Origin of the sequence: Mycobacterium sp. IS-2888, from assembly GCF_001954215.1 — a bacterium.
GTDB lineage: Bacteria > Actinomycetota > Actinomycetes > Mycobacteriales > Mycobacteriaceae > Mycobacterium.
The window spans coordinates 25,125-40,033 of sequence record NZ_MBET01000047.1 but is presented as its reverse complement, the minus strand read 5'-3'; the positions used below and the strand labels follow the sequence as shown (position 1 = coordinate 40,033).

Below are 14,909 nucleotides of genomic sequence, written 5' to 3'. Positions count from 1 at the left end.
CGGGGGCGGTCGCCAGGTAGGTGGCGCCGCGGGACGACCGAAGATCCAGGCCCAGCTCGGCGTCGTCGCTGCCGGCGGTGCTGCCGTCGTACGCGGTGAACTTCAGCGGCTGTCCCCCGGTGGCGGTGAAGATCTCCAGGATCTCCGCCATGCTCAATTTGCCCGACTTGGTGGGGCGTTCGGGCTCTCGTGTCGTTGTCATCGCCGTTGCACCGCCTTTGCATAGAGGTCGAGGAGACGCGAATCGGGATCGTAGGTCTTTTTGACCGTCTTATAGGCCTCCCCACCGTAGAGTTCGTCAAACTCCTCGCGGGTGTAGAAGGAGTCGGAGTACAGCGACTTATGCCCGTCGAGCTCACTGACCTTCGCCTCGATGGCCCGGTTGGCTGCGCCCTCGGTGGAGTCACTGGCCGGCACCGAGGACCAGAACCCGATGTTGACGTAGGTGTGGTCGGGCCGCATCGGATACAGCGGCCAGCCTTCGTGATCGCGAAGCCGCAACGGGCACAACCAGATCGGTGTGATCGGCACGTTCTCGCCGAACCATTCGAGGAAGTCCACGACCCGTTCGATCGGCACCTCGACGTCCTGCACCACCCGTTCCCGCGCCGGACGACCGTGGCGCGCCTCGATGCGGTCCGCGATGCCGAAGCGCTGGTCCAGCGCGACGAGCTTGGAGTAAACACTGCTGCGCCGGTAGCGGCGCGGCCACCAGCGGCGCAATCGGGGATTCTGCACGCCGAACGCGCGGGAACACCAAAACCAATCGGTGTCCCAGCGCCAGAAGTAGTCGTGAATCGTCAGCCGATCGTCTTTGGTGGCTTCGATGCCCGCCGCGTCGTGCTGTATCGAGCGGTAGTAGATGTCTTTGCCGGTGTAGTCGCTGACCGGGCCGGGGGTGGTGGTCCGCCTGCCGACGCACAGATAGCTTTCGTCGGCGCTGAACACGACGCCGTCGAGGTAGTCCACTTGAGTGCCGCCCTGCCCGCCGGTGTCGATGATGCGCTCCATCGCCGCGACCAGGTCGGGCAACGAGCGGAACCGGACGTGGCGCAGCGCCACAAACGGCGCCACCGGCTCCAGCTCGATGCGGAGCCTAGTCGAATATCCAAGCGTCCCATACGAATTGGGAAAAGCGCGGAAAAGTTCGGCGTGCTGGCCGCGGGATGCGGTGACCAATTCGCCAGCGCCGGTGAGGATATCCATCTCCAGCACCGATTCGTGTGGCAGACCGTTGCGGAACGACGCCGACTCGATACCCAGGCCGCTGACCGCACCGCCGAGGGTGATGGTCTTCAGCTGCGGCACCACCAGCGGCGAAAGACCGTACGGCAGGGTCGCGGCCACCAGGTCCTCATACGTGCACATGCCCGCGACATCGGCGGTGCGGGCCTCCGGATCGACACCGAGCACCTGAGTCAGCCCTGAGGTGTCCAGGCCAGGCGCGTCGCGTTTGGTGCGGGCGCGGAACAGATTTGAGCTGGGTTTGGCGAGCCGGACTGCGGACGTTGCTGGGATGGACCGATAACTCGCCATCAACCGATCAACGCCCGACGTGTGAGCCGAGAGTGCAGATCCGGGGCTTGGCACCACATATACCCTAGTCTTCGGAAACAGCCCGTGCACCCGCGCGGGCGGCATCGGAAAGAGGAGTTGCGCCTGATGGGCCAGGTGAGCGCGGCCAGCACGATCTTGATCAACGCCGAGCCGGAGGCCACGCTGGCCGCGGTTGCGGACTATCAGAACGTTCGCCCGAAAATCCTGTCCCCGCAGTACAGCGAGTACCAGGTCACCCAAGGCGGGCAGGGCGCCGGAACGGTTGCCAAGTGGAGGCTGCAGGCCACCAAATCACGGGTCCGCGACGTGCAGGTGAACGTCGACGTCGCCGGCCACACCGTCATCGAGAAGGACGCAAACTCGTCCATGGTCACCAACTGGACGGTGGCTCCCGCGGGCCCGGGATCCAGCGTCACCGTGAAGACCAGCTGGACCGGTGCGGGCGGCGTCAAGGGATTCTTCGAAAAGACCTTTGCGCCACTGGGTCTGAAGAAAATCCAGGCCGAGGTGTTGGCCAACCTGAAAAAGGAACTCGAAAGCTAGCGCACCTGGCCCTGGGTGGCCAGGAACCCCGCGACACCGCGGACCAGTGCGTCGGCGTATTTCTGCCGCCCTTCGGGCGACTCCATCAGCGCCGAATCCACCGGATTCTTCATGTTGCCGCACTCGACCAGGACCGACGGATACTGCGCCAGGTTCAGGCCGGCCAGATCCGACCGCCCATAGAGTCCGTCCTGGCCAATGTAGTTGGAGGGCGGAATGCCCGACGCCTGCAATTGATCGCGCATGATTCGCGCGTACTGCACCGACGGCCCGGCCTGCGCCTGGTTGAGCGGCGGGGCCGAATAGTTGACGTGGAAGCCCCGCCCGGATGGCGGACCGCCGTCGGCATGGATGCTCAGGATCGCGTTGGGGCGCAACGCGTTGGCCGCGGCCGCGCGCGCGTCGACACACGCTCCCACGCCCGTGTCGTTGTTGCGGGACATGGCGGTCCGGACGCCGAGCGCGTTCAACGCGGCGCGGACCCGAAGCGCGGTGTCCCAAGTGAAGGTGTGTTCCATGTAGCCGGAGTTTGTCGACGTCCCGCTGGTTTGGCAGTCCTTGGTGCCGCCGCGGCCGGTGGGCACCTGATGCGTGATGGACGCGTCGTTGGCGCCGTTGTGGCCGGGATCGATGAACACGACCATGCCGGCGATGTTGGCGGGGACTCCCCATGCGGCCGGCGTCACCGCCGTCGACGCGGCAACCAGCGCGCCGATCGTCATTTTGATCCCGACACGCCTGCTCACTCGTAGGTCCACGGCGCAAAGGTAACGGCGCGCGGTCTACGCTGAGTGTTTCGAATCGCCGACATCCACAGGCGAAACCAACTCGAGACCAAGATGCGAGGGGATTGTCATGCAACCCGGAGGCGACATGTCGGCGCTGCTCGCCCAGGCGCAGCAGATGCAGCAAAAGCTCATGGAAGCGCAGCAACGGCTCGCGAACTCCGAGGTGCACGGGCACGCCGGCGGCGGCCTGGTCGAGGTCATCGTCAAGGGCAGCGGCGAGGTGGTCGGCGTGAAGATCGATCCGAAGGTCGTCGACCCCGCGGACGTCGAAACGCTGCAGGACCTGATCGTCGGCGCCATGGCCGACGCTTCCAAGCAGGTCACCGCGATGGCGCAGGAGCAGCTGGGCTCGCTGGCCGGCGGCATGGGTGGCCCGCCCGGCCAGCCGCCTGCCCCGCCGACGCAAATTCCGGGGCTCTGATCCTCCCACCGCCATGTTCGAGGGACCCGTCCAGGATTTGATCGACGAGCTCGGCAAGCTGCCGGGCATCGGACCCAAGAGCGCGCAGCGCATCGCCTTCCACTTGCTGTCCGTCGAACCCGCGGACATCGACCGGTTGAGCGCCGTGCTGGCGAAGGTTCGCGACGGCGTGCGGTTCTGTGCGGTGTGCGGCAACGTGTCCGACGACGAACGGTGCCGGATCTGTTCCGATACCCGTCGCGATGCGTCCGTGGTGTGCGTGGTCGAGGAGCCGAAGGACATTCAGGCCGTGGAGCGCACCCGCGAATTCCGCGGCCGCTACCACGTTTTGGGCGGTGCGCTCGATCCGCTGTCCGGCGTCGGCCCCGATCAGCTGCGGATCCGCGAGCTGCTGAGCCGGATCGGTGAACGGGTCGACGATGTCGACATCACCGAGGTGATCATCGCCACCGATCCCAATACCGAGGGCGAGGCGACCGCGACCTACCTGGTGCGGATCCTGCGCGACATCCCCGGCCTGACCGTGACGCGGATCGCGTCCGGGCTGCCGATGGGCGGCGACTTGGAGTTCGCCGACGAGCTGACGCTGGGCCGCGCGCTCACCGGCCGCCGGGCCATGGCCTGACGTCCCTCAGACTTTGCTCAATTGGAATGACCTGGTAAAGGTCTTGCCCGGCTCGTCACCGCACCCGTCCGACGTCGTCGTCAGGCCTTCGCCGGCAAGCGACACCGCATCGAAGCTGTAAATGACGTTCACCGGGGCCGATGCGCCGTTTGGGCACCGCGCCTGGGCCGTGCCGCTGTGCGTCCATCGCCCATTGGCGAGGTGGAATTCCCAGCTGATGACGAACGTGCCGCCATCTTGCGAGGTCGCCAGGGTGCAGTCCGAGCCGCACGGGACGAAAAGCCAGGCGGTCGGTTTGTCGCTGTCCTGGTAGAGCACGTTGTACCGGCCGTTCGGGACGTCGTAGTCGGCGTGCGCCGGTGTCGGCCCTGTGACGAACACAGCCGCGCCGAGCAGTGCTGCGCAGGCAGCCAGCCGCGGGCTGATCTTCTCCATCACGGCGCGCACGGCTAGCGCACCGCCAGTCGTTCGCGGCGCAGCAGCTCCACCTCGGGCAGCTGCAGCGGTTCCAGTTCGCCCACCACCTTGCTCAGCAGCAGGTCGGCCAGCTCCGGGTTGCGGGCCAGGCACGGCCCGTGCATGTACGTGGCGACCACACTGCCCTGGACCGCGCCGTCGACGCCGTCGCCGGCCCGGTTGCCCGCGCCCTTGAGCACCGCGCCCAACGGTGCGGCCGCGGCCCCCAAAACCGTTCCGCCGCGGTGGTTTTCGAAACCGGTGAGGCGCTGGGTCAGGCCGGCCAGCAACGGCTTGGTCACCAGCTCGCCGATGGTGCGCTTGTCCTGCGGCGTGGTCGTCAAATCCAGCATGCCCACGCCGTCGACGCGTTCCCCGGCCGACGTCTCGTACCAGTGCCCGAGCACCTGGATGGCCGCGCAGATCGCCAGCACGGGTGCGCCGCGGTCCGCCGCGCGCTGCAGCCCCGGGTGCTGGATGAGGTGCCTGGTGGCCAGCCGCTGCGCGTAGTCCTCGGCGCCGCCCAGCGTGTAGAGGTCCAGGGATTCCGGCACCGGATCGGCCAGCGTGATCTCGACGATCTCGGCATCGATGCCGCGCAACCGCAGCCGCTGGCGCAGCACCAGGGCGTTGCCGCCGTCGCCGTAGGTGCCCATCACGTCGGGCAGCACCAGCCCGATCCGCACCTTTGAGTCAGCCATGGCGCACCAGTGCCCGCTGCAGCTGGAGGAACGCGGTGTAGTTGGCGACGACCTCCACCCGCCCCGGCGGGCAGGACGCGATGGCCGCCACGGTGTCGTGCACCAGGGTGTGGTCGACGCTCGCATACCCGAGCCGCACCGCCAGGTCGGTGCCGCGTTCCCCGGCGGCGACCACCTGGGTGTCCTCGAAGTGCTCGAAGCGCACATCCCACAGCCAGGACAGGTCCTCGCCGTCGGGCACCTGGCCGTTGACCGCGATGACCACGCCGGCCGCGTGCTTGTCCACCATCGACAGCGCCTCCTGCCAGCCCGCCGGATTCTTGGCCAGCAGGATCCGCGCGTCGTGCGCGCCGACTCGGACCGTGCGGTAGCGCCCGGCGACCTCGTCGACCGCCGCGACGGCCGCGACGGCTTGAGCCGGGTCCGCGCCCAGCGCCACCGCGGCGGCCACGGCTTGGGCCGCGTTGCCGCGATTCACCGCGCCGGGCAGCGTCAGCCGCATCGGCAGGGCCAGGCCGTCGGGCCCGTACAGCGTCTCATCGTCGAACCACCACTGCGGGCTGGGCCGCTTGAAGTCGGCGCCGGTCGAATACCAGTGTCCCCGCTCGCGGACGATGACCTCGCCGCTGCGCGGGCAGCTCACCGAGTCGTTCGCCCACGCCCCGCCCGCGGCCACCCACACCACGTTCGGGCTGTCGTAGGCGGCCGACGTCATCAGCACGTCGTCGCAGTTGGCGACCACGACCGCGCGCGGATGCCGGGCCAGGCCGGCGCGCAGCGTGCGTTCGATCACGTTGATCTCGCCGACCCGGTCCAGCTGGTCGCGCGACAGGTTGAGCAGCACGATGACGCTGGGCTCCACCGCATCGGAGACGTGCGGCACGTGCATCTCGTCGACTTCCAGGACCGCTAGGGGCGCATCGCGGTTGGCGGCGAGCGCGGCGATCAGGCCGGCGTCCATGTTGGCGCCCTCGGCGTTGGTGGCGACGGCGCCCAACGTCCCCAAGGCCGCGACGGTCATCCGGGTGGTCGTGGACTTGCCGTTCGTTCCGGTGACGACGACGGTGCGGCGGCCCGCGCCGAGCTGACGCAGGATCGAGCGGTCGAGCGTCATGGCGACCAGGCCGCCGATCATCGCGCCGGCGCCGCGCCCGGTGACCCGCGACGCCCATCGCGCGCTCGCTCCTGCGGCGAGTGCCAGACGTGCGCGGGTGGTGACCACGCGGTGAGTTTAAGGGCGATCGCAAGCGCGGCGCTCGCCGCCGGGCGAGGCGGGTCGCCCTCATCGATTTAGTTGACGACACGGCGCGCAGCGAACCGGTGATGTCGGTCTGACGTGCAATCCTCAGGCTATGAACGGGGTGTCCTGGGGTCGCCCGGCAAGCGAGCCGGACGGGGGTTGGGCGGTCATCGACGTCGAGACTTCGGGCTTCCGCCCAGGTCAGGCGCGGATCATCAGCCTTGCCGCGCTGGGCCTCGACGCCCACGGCAACGTCGAGCAATCCGTCGTCAGCCTGCTCAACCCGGGGGTGGACCCCGGTCCAACCCACGTGCACGGCCTCACCGCCGCGATGTTGGAGGACCAGCCGCAGTTCGGCGAGATCGCCGGCGACGTGATCGAGGTGCTGCGCGGCCGCACGCTGGTGGCCCACAACGTCGCCTTCGACTACGCATTTCTCGCCGCCGAGGCGGAGCTCGCCGAGGCCGAACTGCCCGTCGACAGCGTCATGTGCACGGTCGAGCTGGCCCGCCGCCTTGACCTCGGCATCGACAATCTGCGGCTGGAGACGCTCGCGGCGCACTGGGGCGTGACCCAGGAACGGCCGCACGACGCCTTCGACGACGCCATGGTCCTGACGGGGGTGCTGGCGTCGGCCCTGGCGCGGGCACGCGAACGCGACATCTGGCTGCCCGTGCGCCCGGTGACCCGGCGCCGCTGGCCGAACGGCCGGGTGACCCACGACGAGCTGCGGCCACTGAAGGTGCTGGCTTCCCGGATGCCCTGCCCGTATCTGAACCCGGGGCCGTACGACCCAGGTAGGCCGCTGGTGCAGGGCATGCGGGTGGCGCTGGCCGCCGAGGTGCGCCGGACCCACGAGGAACTCGTCGAGCGGATCCTGCACGCCGGGCTGGCCTACAGCGACACCGTCGACCTGGAGACCTCGCTGGTGGTGTGTAACGACTCCGCCCCCGAGCAGGGCAAGGGCTTTCTGGCCCGCAAGCTGGGCGTGCCCGTCGTGACCGATGCGCAGTTCATGGACTCCCTGCGCGGTGTCCTCGGCGGCACCAACATGGAGGAATTCGTCGACGTCACCACCGTCGACGAACAGCTCGCTCTGTTCTAGCCCTTGCCATCACTACACATGTAGTAGTACCGTTGGCGGCATGTCTACCACTACACATGTAGTACACAATTGGTCCTGGTGGCACACCTACCGCAGGCACGGCTACTTCTTCCGGCCGGCGGCCATGCTCACCATTTCGCTCGGGTACGCGCTGCACCTCTATCGCGTGATCTTCGGCGACGCCCTCACCCTGCAGCACGCGGCGACGTTGACAAACGACAGGATCCTGCTGGTTCCGATGGCGTATGCCGGCGTCACCGGCATCCTGGTGTGGCGCGACGTGCGGTTCGCCGACACCCGGCATCGGGCGCTGTTCACCGCGTCGGTGGTGTACATCGCCGGCAGCGTGCCGCTGCACATCTACCTCGACTATGTGATCAAGGACCTGACGTTCGTCACCTGGTTTCCGATGTGGTTCAGCTACCTCCTGCTGATCGCGGTGTATCCGGCCTTCCTCACGATGTTCTGGCGGCTGCGCTACAAAAGCTGATGCCGCCTAACCCGCAACGCCGCGCACAGATCCTCGACGCCGCCATCGGCATCCTCGCTGACACCGGCGTCGGGGGTTTGACGCATCGCCACGTCGACGACCGCGCGGGCCTGCCCGCGGGCACCACCTCGAACTACTTCCGCACCCGCCAAGCCCTGCTGGAAGCCACTGCCGCACGGACCGTCGACCTGCATTGGCGGCGCGTCGAAGCCCTGCGGGCCGCGATCGGGTCGCTCACCCGGGGCGGCCTCAAAGCGCTGATGACGCAGCTGATTTCCCACCCGGACGAGCAGTTCCGCCGGCACACGCTGGCTCGGTTCGAGCTGTTCCTGGAGGGCACGCGCCGGCCCGAGCTGCAGCCGTTCCTGCTCGAGTTGCAGGCCGCGGCAGTGAAGTCCGCCACGCTGATCTTCGAGGCGGCGGGCCTCGCCCCGACGGCCCAACAAATGGACGACCTGAGCCGCCTGCTCAACGGCTACGTGTTCAGCAAGCTCACGATGCCCTCCGACGACGACCCCGCGGGGCTAATCGATCGACTGCTGAGCGCGTTCTTCGGCCCCAGCGGCGCTAATTTCGAGACGCGCGATTGACCGCCGACACCACGGCCCGCAGCGACGCGGTCGTGATCGACGGCGCGATCCCGACACCCCACACGGTCCGACCGCCCACCGACGCCTCGACGTAGGCCGCGGCCTGTGCGTCGTCACCGGAGCTCATCGCGTGCTCCGAGTAATCCAGGACGGCCACCTCGAACCCGACCTTGCCCAGCGCATGGACGAAAGCGGCCAACGGACCGTTGCCGACGCCGGTGATCTCGGTCTCGACCCCGTTGATCTTGACGGTCGCGGCGATGCTGGTCGGGCCGCCGTCCTCCTCGGAGGTGTCGACTCGCTGCTTCATCCGCTCCAGCGGCCGCACCGGCGCGAGGTACTCCTCGGAGAAGGCGTCCCACATCTCCTTCGGCGAGACCTCACCGCCCTCGCCGTCGGCGATCTTCTGGATCACTTGGGAGAACTCGATCTGCAGCCGCCGCGGCAGGGCCAGGCCGTGGTCGGCCTTCATGATGTAGGCCACCCCGCCCTTGCCGGACTGCGAGTTGACCCGGATCACCGCCTCGTAGGTACGCCCGACATCCTTCGGGTCGATCGGCAGATACGGCACCTGCCACAGCATGTCCTCGACGTCGGAGTCCGCTTCGTCCGCGTCGATCTTCATCTGGTCCAGGCCCTTGTTGATGGCGTCCTGATGGCTGCCCGAGAACGCGGTGTACACCAGGTCCCCGCCGTAGGGGTGACGCTCGTGCACCGGCAGCTGGTTGCAGTACTCCACCGTGCGGCGGATCTCGTCGATGTTGGAGAAGTCGATCTGCGGGTCCACGCCGCGCGAGAACAAGTTCAGTCCGAGCGTCACCAGACACACGTTGCCGGTGCGTTCCCCGTTGCCGAACAGGCAGCCCTCGATCCGGTCCGCGCCGGCCTGATAGCCCAATTCGGCTGCGGCGACGGCGGTTCCGCGGTCGTTGTGCGGATGCAGGCTCAGGATGACCGACTCGCGGTTGGCCAGGTTGCGGCTCATCCACTCGATCGAGTCGGCGTAGACGTTGGGCGTTGCCATCTCAACGGTGGCGGGCAGGTTGAAGATGATCGGGTTGTCCGGTGTGGGGCCGATGATTTCGCCGACGGCGTCGCACACATCCTTGGCGTACTCCAGTTCGGTGCCGGTGTAGGACTCCGGCGAATACTCGAACCGCCACTGGGTGCCCGGGTATTTGGCGGCCTGCTCGACGCACTTGCGCGCGCCGTCGGTCGCGATGGCCTGGACCGCGGCGCGGTCGGCGCGAAAGACCACGCGCCGCTGCAGGATTGACGTCGAGTTGTAGAAGTGCACGATGGCCCGCGACGCGCCCTCGCACGCCTCGAACGTGCGCTCGATCAGCTCCGGTCGGCACTGCGTCAGCACCTGGATGGTGACGTCGTCGGGAACGGCGCCGGCGGTGATGATCTCGCGGACGAAGTCGAAATCGGTCTGGCTGGCCGACGGGAACCCGACCTCGATCTCCTTGTAGCCCATGCGCACCAGCAGGTCGAACATGCGGCGCTTGCGGGCCGGGCTCATCGGGTCGATCAGCGCCTGGTTGCCGTCGCGCAGATCCACCGCGCACCACAGCGGTGCGGTGTCGGTGACGCGGTCGGGCCAGCTGCGGTCGGTGAGCCGAATGGGCTCGACTTCCTCGAAGAACGGTCGGTACCGGTTGATGGGCATCGACGAACCCCGCTGGGGATTCCACACGGGCTGGCCGGGCGCGGGTGGGCCCGCGGGTTTGACGACGGTCCGCGCCCCGAACGATTCGGTATAGGCGTCGGGGCCGGAAGGCTGGGAAAAACTTGTCACGGTAGTTGCTCCGGGGGTGTCAGAGGGAACCTCAGACCGGCGCATCGCGAACGCCCGCGACGGGAGGCCGGTCTGGATCAGACCCCGTCGCGGCGTCCGAGGAGGAGCACCCGCTGCACGTAGAGCACTCTACCGCGCTTGGCCCGGCGACCGAAATCGGCGCCGACCTGTGCGACTCGGGACGCTCGACGTGCCCGTGGTGTCCTTGAGGGTGACCCTGAACTGCATCGTCCGGTACGGCCACCCCGTCGCGGTGTTCCACTGCGACACCACCAGCCCGACGCCGCCCGGAACGTCCAGCCGTGAGCCCGGCAGAACATATCCGCCGTAGAGCTGGGCGACCTGATTGCCCGCGAGGTTTTGGGCGTCCCAGGTTGTTCCGACCACCGGCGTCTGGACCTCGGTTTCGTACAGATTGGCGGTCGGCGAGTCGATCGTGCGGTACCCCAACGCATATCCCGAGGACAGGAAGCCGCCCAGGATCCATGTGCCGGTATCGAGCCTGCGCAGCGTCAGCTCGCCCCAGGTTTCGGCGGGCGGCGTGATGGGCGTCGGCGCCGTGTCCCATGCCCACCGGTTGTCGGCCCAGCCCCAGCCGGAGTATTTGGTCCTGTCGCCGATATCGCCCGGACGCACGCGTCGCAGGATGACGCCCTTGTCTCGCTGGAACCCCGTGGAAACGACGTACACCCAGCCGTCGTCGGGGTTGTAGTCCCACGACCACAGCTGCGCGTAGCCGTTGTGCAGCGACGCGGGAAACCTTGCCCGGGCGCCCATCCGCCGCCAGCTGCCGCCGTTATCCGTGGAGGCCCAGATCCCGGTCCAGATCACGTTCCCGAAGCCGCGGTTGACGATGGCATGCAGGTACATCGTCTGCCCGACGACCAGCACGTCGGACGGAATCACGGTGCTGATCCCGCCCCGGTTCCACGGTTCGCCGTCGTGGACGTAGGACCACAGCTGCCGCGCATAGTTCGGGTCGGCTCCGCCCGCGTACTCATAGCGGATCTGGTTGTTGGCGTCCCCGCTGCCGACCATGGCGACCGGGGCGCGCCAGTCACCCTGCCCAACGGTGCGGCCCGAGAAGGTATCTCCGAAGACCGACACCAGCTTGCCGTTGGGTGCCACCGCGCAGACACCCAGGTCGGTGCAGGTAACCCCCCATGTGTCGGTGATGCCCGGGCCGGTGATATCCCCAAGATAGCCCTCGACGGAGGGCATGGGCACCGCTGCCGACCGCATCGATGGTGAGCTGCGTGCGGCGGGCGATTTCATTGCGACACAGCCACTTTCGCGCCTCCACCTATATACCGTGGAGGCGCTGACGCCGCTGTCGGCCGCAACCGCGGAGACCTTCTCTCCCGAGCGGAGTCTCCGCAGAACCTGTTTGCGCAGCGCCGCCGAATCCGCCTCGTGCATGGCTCCTCCGCTAGCGTCCCGGCCGAGTCGTCGCACCCCTCGGATTCGGCGACGACTCCCACCACGTCTTTACCCCCAACAATGCGGAGGACATGCGGCCGGGGCACGAGTAGCGGGCTACCTGTGTCGTCCTCGGCGCTCCGCTAACCGGCCTGCGCAACCGAACTCGGCGCGAGCCCTACTCGTCGGGATGACGTAGTCGGCCGAGAAATCAGGTGGTGCACTACGCGTGCCGTCCCTAGGTCTGGGCTCCTACGGTCGACGCACCACAGGAGATTTGGAGGTTGCAATGACCACTTTGCAAGAGCCCAGCCGCGTCAAGGGCGGCGTCGAAGGCGACGCCCAGGCACAGGACTGGAGCCACGTTCGCGGTTTCGGCTGGCGCCCACAGCTCCCGGATGCCCGCGACATGGTGTACACGGCCAGGCTTAGGGACCTGCCGCCCGCCGAGTACGACCTACGTCCGTCGATGCCCGCGGTCTACGACCAGGGTCAGCTCGGATCGTGCACCGGAAATGCCATCGCCGCCGCAATGGAGTACGAGCGGGATCGGCAGGGCCTGTCCGATTTTGTCCCTTCGCGGCTGTTCATCTACTACAACGAACGTGCGCTCGAAGGCACCGTGTCCAGCGACTCGGGCGCCGTCATCAGGGACGGCATCAAGGTAGTGAACCGCGAGGGCGTTTGCCCGGAAACCTTGTGGCCGTACGACATCGGCGTGTTCACGGTGAAACCGCCGAAGCGTTGCTACGTCGCCGCGAAGAAGGACAAGGCGGTGCAATACGAGGCGATTCAGACACTGGGGGACCTCAAGGATGCGATCGCCTCGAATCTGCCCGTCGTTTTCGGGTTTACCGTGTACCAGAGCTTCGAATCGCAGCCCGTCGCTCAAACGGGTGTGGTTCCCATGCCCAAACGGGGTGAGGCCACGGTCGGCGGCCATGCCGTAGTCGCCGTCGGCTACTCAGATCCCAAGAGCCACTTGATCGTTCGGAACTCGTGGGGACCGTCGTGGGGCGACCACGGCTACTTCTACCTGCCCTACGAGTATCTGACCGGTTCCAAGGCCAGCTCCGACAGCTCGCCCATCAACGGGGCGCACTTGGCGAGCGACTTCTGGGCCATCCAGATGGTTTCGTCGTAGCACCTCACCGCGCAACGCGCCGTTATGGCCGCCAGAGTTCGAGCCGCGGCACCCCCGGCGGGTCGAAGCCGAGAATCTGGCCGTAGAACGACAGACTCGACTCGAGCGTGTCGATGATCGTCTCGCGCTTGCGGAAGCCGTGCGACTCATCCTCGTAGGGCCGGTAGGCGTGCGGCAGGCCCTTGGCCATGAGTGCGTCGCGGAACCGCTCGGCCTGCGCCGGCGGGACGATCGGGTCGTCCAGGCCCTGTAGCAACAACACCGGACACGACAGCCCGGCGACGTTGTTCAGCGGTGCCCGCTGTTCGTAGAGCTCGCGCGCTTCGGGCAGGGGCCCGACCAAGCCGTCGATGTAGCGCGACTCGAAGTCGTGGGTCTCCTTGACGAACTCGATCAGTTCGGCGACACCGAACAACGAGATGCCGCATGCGAACGCGTCGCTGGTGGTCAGGGCAGAGAGCACCGTCCAACCGCCGGCCGAGCCACCCTCGATGGCCAGGCGGGCGCCGTCGGCCACGCCCGCGTCGGCCAGGCCGCGGACAGCCGCGACGGTGTCCTCGACGTCGACGATTCCCCACTTTCCGCGCAGTCGCTCGCGGTACTCGCGGCCGTAGCCGGTGGACCCGCCGTAGTTGACGTCGACGACCCCGATGCCCCGGCTGGTGTAGTACGCGTTGCTCAGCGAGAGCATTGGCTCGGTGTGGCCGGTTGGGCCGCCGTGCACGTGCGCGACGAACGGCGGCAGTTCGCCCTCGGGCGCGGCGAAGTCCGGGTTGCGCGGCCGGTACACCACCGCATGCACCTGGCGGCCGCCGACACCGGGGAAGGTCATTTGTTCGGCGTGCGGCAGGTACGCGGCGTCCGGAACGTCGTCGACGCTGAGCCGGATGTCGGCGAGCCGGCCGGACGCGAGCTCAAGCGTCCGGATCCCGGCTGGCGTGTGCGCGCCGGAACTGGTCAGCACCACCCGGCCGTCGCGGGCCGGCCCGAGAGAAACGCTGGTGTGGCCGCCGAGATCGATGTCGTCGTAGTTCCCGGTCTTGGGGTCGAGGTAGGCCAGCGTGGACGTCCCGAGGGTGCGCACGGTGAGCAGCCGCCCGTCCGGCAGAAGTGTGTACCAGCGTGTGCCGAGGGCCCACATCGGTCCGCCGAGATCGGCCTCGACCGCGCCGACCGGTTCCGGATCGCCGCCGTCGACCGCGATCAGGTAGGGGTTCCAGAACCCGCTGCGATCGCTGATCACGTACAGGGATGCGGCGTCGCACCACTCCGGCTGCAACACCGACTCAGTCGTCGAGCCGAGCAAGGTGCGCATCGCGCCGGCAACGCCACTCGGGTCGAGATCGGCCACCCGCAGTTCGGTGCCGTCCCAAGGCATCTGCGGGTGCTCCCACGCGATCCACGCCAGCCGGGCACCGTCGGGCGAGATCCGCGGCGCGGCGAGGAAGTGTGAACCGGCGACCACCGAGCGGATCGCGTCGGCGTCCTCTGCGGCCGACCCGTCGACCGGCACCGCCGCGATGTCGCGCTGGACCACGCCGTCGGCGTGCCGCTCGCGAACGCACCACACCTCGCCGTCGCGCAACAGTTGCAGTTCGGCATAGCGCCAGGCGGCGGGCTCCGGCGGTTGCGGAGTGAGCGGGACGGGCACACCGCCCGGTTCGTCGAGTCGGTACAGCCGTTGATCACCGAACTCGGCGAAGATCACCGCGCCGGCATCGGTGACCGTCCACGCACCCCCGCCGTACTCGTGCACGCGGGTGCGCGCGTTCCACGGCGCGGGCAACACGTCCTCGGCGCCGCCGTCGGCACCGATGCGGCGCACGGCATAACGGCCCTTCTCCGCAGGACGCCCTTCCAGCCACCACACTTCGTTGTCGACGAACCGCCCGCCGGCCACCGGATGCAATCCGCCGACCAGATCGGCGGCGTCGATGGGCGACGTCCAAGATCCGTAGGGAGCAGTCGTTGGCATGGCGCCCATCGTGCCGGACATCGCCGGGTAAATCAGGATGCGCCGGCACGTATT

At 67.9% G+C, this 14,909-nt stretch carries 15 protein-coding genes and 2 pseudogenes; 7 read left to right on the top strand and 10 right to left on the bottom strand.

What is annotated here, in order from left to right; genetic code table 11:
* Together A5745_RS07580 and A5745_RS07575 are read right to left on the bottom strand one after the other, a co-directional pair.
* Nucleotides 1–202: pseudogene (locus tag A5745_RS07580) on the bottom strand (SAM-dependent methyltransferase); the annotation flags it as partial.
* Nucleotides 199–1,536: an FAD-binding oxidoreductase gene (locus A5745_RS07575; protein ID WP_371336865.1), complete on the bottom strand. Its 1,338-nt coding sequence runs from the start codon at nt 1,534–1,536 to the stop codon at nt 199–201. The pseudogene A5745_RS07580 and the gene A5745_RS07575, both read right to left, overlap by 4 nt.
* A 126-nt stretch (nt 1,537–1,662) precedes the next feature.
* On the opposite strand from A5745_RS07575, the gene A5745_RS07570 reads away from it, so the two are divergent.
* Complete coding sequence (locus A5745_RS07570; protein WP_076059553.1) at nt 1,663–2,100, top strand: SRPBCC family protein; 438 nt, start codon at nt 1,663–1,665, stop codon at nt 2,098–2,100.
* Here the strand turns inward: A5745_RS07570 and A5745_RS07565 are convergent.
* A complete protein-coding gene (locus A5745_RS07565; RefSeq protein WP_217695271.1) occupies nt 2,097–2,858 on the bottom strand; it encodes an Rv3717 family N-acetylmuramoyl-L-alanine amidase in 762 nt (253 codons plus the stop codon). The two genes, A5745_RS07570 and A5745_RS07565, sit on opposite strands and share 4 nt — an antisense overlap.
* Nucleotides 2,859–2,955: 97 nt before the next feature.
* Between A5745_RS07565 and A5745_RS07560 the strand changes: the two genes are divergently transcribed.
* Both A5745_RS07560 and recR read left to right on the top strand, forming a co-directional pair.
* Entirely contained in the window at nt 2,956–3,309 is a 354-nt protein-coding gene (locus A5745_RS07560; protein WP_076059474.1) for a YbaB/EbfC family nucleoid-associated protein, read from the top strand.
* A 13-nt stretch (nt 3,310–3,322) separates the two neighbouring features.
* The gene (gene recR, locus A5745_RS07555; protein WP_076059476.1) at nt 3,323–3,934 is read left to right on the top strand and encodes a recombination mediator RecR; all 612 of its coding nucleotides are present in this window, start codon (nt 3,323–3,325) and stop codon (nt 3,932–3,934) included.
* A 6-nt stretch (nt 3,935–3,940) separates the two neighbouring features.
* Here the strand turns inward: recR and A5745_RS07550 are convergent, their stop codons facing one another.
* Genes A5745_RS07550 through A5745_RS07540 form a run of 3 tightly spaced genes read right to left on the bottom strand, consistent with a single transcriptional unit; the run spans nt 3,941 to nt 6,313 of the window.
* Nucleotides 3,941–4,381: a hypothetical protein gene (locus tag A5745_RS07550; RefSeq protein WP_240562982.1), complete on the bottom strand. Its 441-nt coding sequence runs from the start codon at nt 4,379–4,381 to the stop codon at nt 3,941–3,943.
* A 2-nt stretch (nt 4,382–4,383) separates the two neighbouring features.
* Nucleotides 4,384–5,091 (bottom strand): type 1 glutamine amidotransferase, encoded by a 708-nt coding sequence (locus A5745_RS07545; protein ID WP_076115629.1) that lies wholly within the window; start codon nt 5,089–5,091, stop codon nt 4,384–4,386.
* Nucleotides 5,084–6,313: a Mur ligase family protein gene (locus A5745_RS07540; RefSeq protein WP_076115628.1), complete on the bottom strand. Its 1,230-nt coding sequence runs from the start codon at nt 6,311–6,313 to the stop codon at nt 5,084–5,086. The genes A5745_RS07545 and A5745_RS07540 overlap by 8 nt, the downstream gene beginning before the upstream one ends.
* Before the next feature lie 130 nt (nt 6,314–6,443).
* On the opposite strand from A5745_RS07540, the gene A5745_RS07535 reads away from it, so the two are divergent.
* The 3 genes from A5745_RS07535 to A5745_RS07525 are packed head-to-tail and all read left to right on the top strand — an operon-like array spanning nt 6,444 to nt 8,516.
* Nucleotides 6,444–7,436: a DEDDh family exonuclease gene (locus tag A5745_RS07535; RefSeq protein WP_076059481.1), complete on the top strand. Its 993-nt coding sequence runs from the start codon at nt 6,444–6,446 to the stop codon at nt 7,434–7,436.
* 40 nt (nt 7,437–7,476) lie between these two features.
* Entirely contained in the window at nt 7,477–7,926 is a 450-nt protein-coding gene (locus A5745_RS07530; protein WP_076115627.1) for a hypothetical protein, read from the top strand.
* Nucleotides 7,926–8,516, top strand: a complete 591-nt coding sequence (locus A5745_RS07525; RefSeq protein ID WP_076115626.1) for a TetR/AcrR family transcriptional regulator — start codon at nt 7,926–7,928, stop codon at nt 8,514–8,516. The genes A5745_RS07530 and A5745_RS07525 overlap by 1 nt, the downstream gene beginning before the upstream one ends.
* On the opposite strand, the gene leuA is transcribed toward A5745_RS07525, so the two are convergent.
* From leuA to A5745_RS25315, 3 genes and pseudogenes are all read right to left on the bottom strand, one after another.
* Entirely contained in the window at nt 8,494–10,362 is a 1,869-nt protein-coding gene (gene leuA / locus A5745_RS07520) for a 2-isopropylmalate synthase (protein ID WP_254848512.1), read from the bottom strand. The two genes, A5745_RS07525 and leuA, sit on opposite strands and share 23 nt — an antisense overlap.
* An 84-nt stretch (nt 10,363–10,446) precedes the next feature.
* A complete protein-coding gene (locus tag A5745_RS07515; RefSeq protein WP_254848513.1) occupies nt 10,447–11,559 on the bottom strand; it encodes a DUF4185 domain-containing protein in 1,113 nt (370 codons plus the stop codon).
* Nucleotides 11,560–11,619: 60 nt separating this feature from the next.
* Nucleotides 11,620–11,736 (bottom strand): annotated as a pseudogene (locus A5745_RS25315) (helix-turn-helix domain-containing protein); the annotation flags it as partial.
* A 289-nt stretch (nt 11,737–12,025) separates the two neighbouring features.
* On the opposite strand from A5745_RS25315, the gene A5745_RS07505 reads away from it, so the two are divergent.
* On the top strand, nt 12,026–12,880 hold the full coding sequence (locus tag A5745_RS07505) for a C1 family peptidase (protein ID WP_083662785.1): 855 nt from the start codon (nt 12,026–12,028) through the stop codon (nt 12,878–12,880).
* Nucleotides 12,881–12,902: 22 nt separating this feature from the next.
* Here A5745_RS07505 and A5745_RS07500 read toward each other — a convergent pair whose 3' ends face one another.
* Nucleotides 12,903–14,855, bottom strand: coding sequence for a prolyl oligopeptidase family serine peptidase (locus tag A5745_RS07500; RefSeq protein WP_076115632.1), 1,953 nt, complete (start codon nt 14,853–14,855; stop codon nt 12,903–12,905).
* Between the last annotated feature and the right edge of the window lie 54 nt (nt 14,856–14,909).

Coding starts and splice junctions, on each gene's coding strand:
- recR (WP_076059476.1), top strand. CDS start 3,323: ATGTTCGAGGGACCCGTCCAGGATTTGATCGACGAGCTCGGCAAGCTG.
- A5745_RS07500 (WP_076115632.1), bottom strand. CDS start 14,855: ATGCCAACGACTGCTCCCTACGGATCTTGGACGTCGCCCATCGACGCC.
- A5745_RS07545 (WP_076115629.1), bottom strand. CDS start 5,091: ATGGCTGACTCAAAGGTGCGGATCGGGCTGGTGCTGCCCGACGTGATG.
- A5745_RS07530 (WP_076115627.1), top strand. CDS start 7,477: ATGTCTACCACTACACATGTAGTACACAATTGGTCCTGGTGGCACACC.
- A5745_RS07525 (WP_076115626.1), top strand. CDS start 7,926: ATGCCGCCTAACCCGCAACGCCGCGCACAGATCCTCGACGCCGCCATC.
- A5745_RS07570 (WP_076059553.1), top strand. CDS start 1,663: ATGGGCCAGGTGAGCGCGGCCAGCACGATCTTGATCAACGCCGAGCCG.
- A5745_RS07575 (WP_371336865.1), bottom strand. CDS start 1,536: ATGGCGAGTTATCGGTCCATCCCAGCAACGTCCGCAGTCCGGCTCGCC.
- A5745_RS07560 (WP_076059474.1), top strand. CDS start 2,956: ATGCAACCCGGAGGCGACATGTCGGCGCTGCTCGCCCAGGCGCAGCAG.
- A5745_RS07535 (WP_076059481.1), top strand. CDS start 6,444: ATGAACGGGGTGTCCTGGGGTCGCCCGGCAAGCGAGCCGGACGGGGGT.
- A5745_RS07515 (WP_254848513.1), bottom strand. CDS start 11,559: ATGCGGTCGGCAGCGGTGCCCATGCCCTCCGTCGAGGGCTATCTTGGG.
- A5745_RS07505 (WP_083662785.1), top strand. CDS start 12,026: ATGACCACTTTGCAAGAGCCCAGCCGCGTCAAGGGCGGCGTCGAAGGC.
- leuA (WP_254848512.1), bottom strand. CDS start 10,362: ATGCGCCGGTCTGAGGTTCCCTCTGACACCCCCGGAGCAACTACCGTG.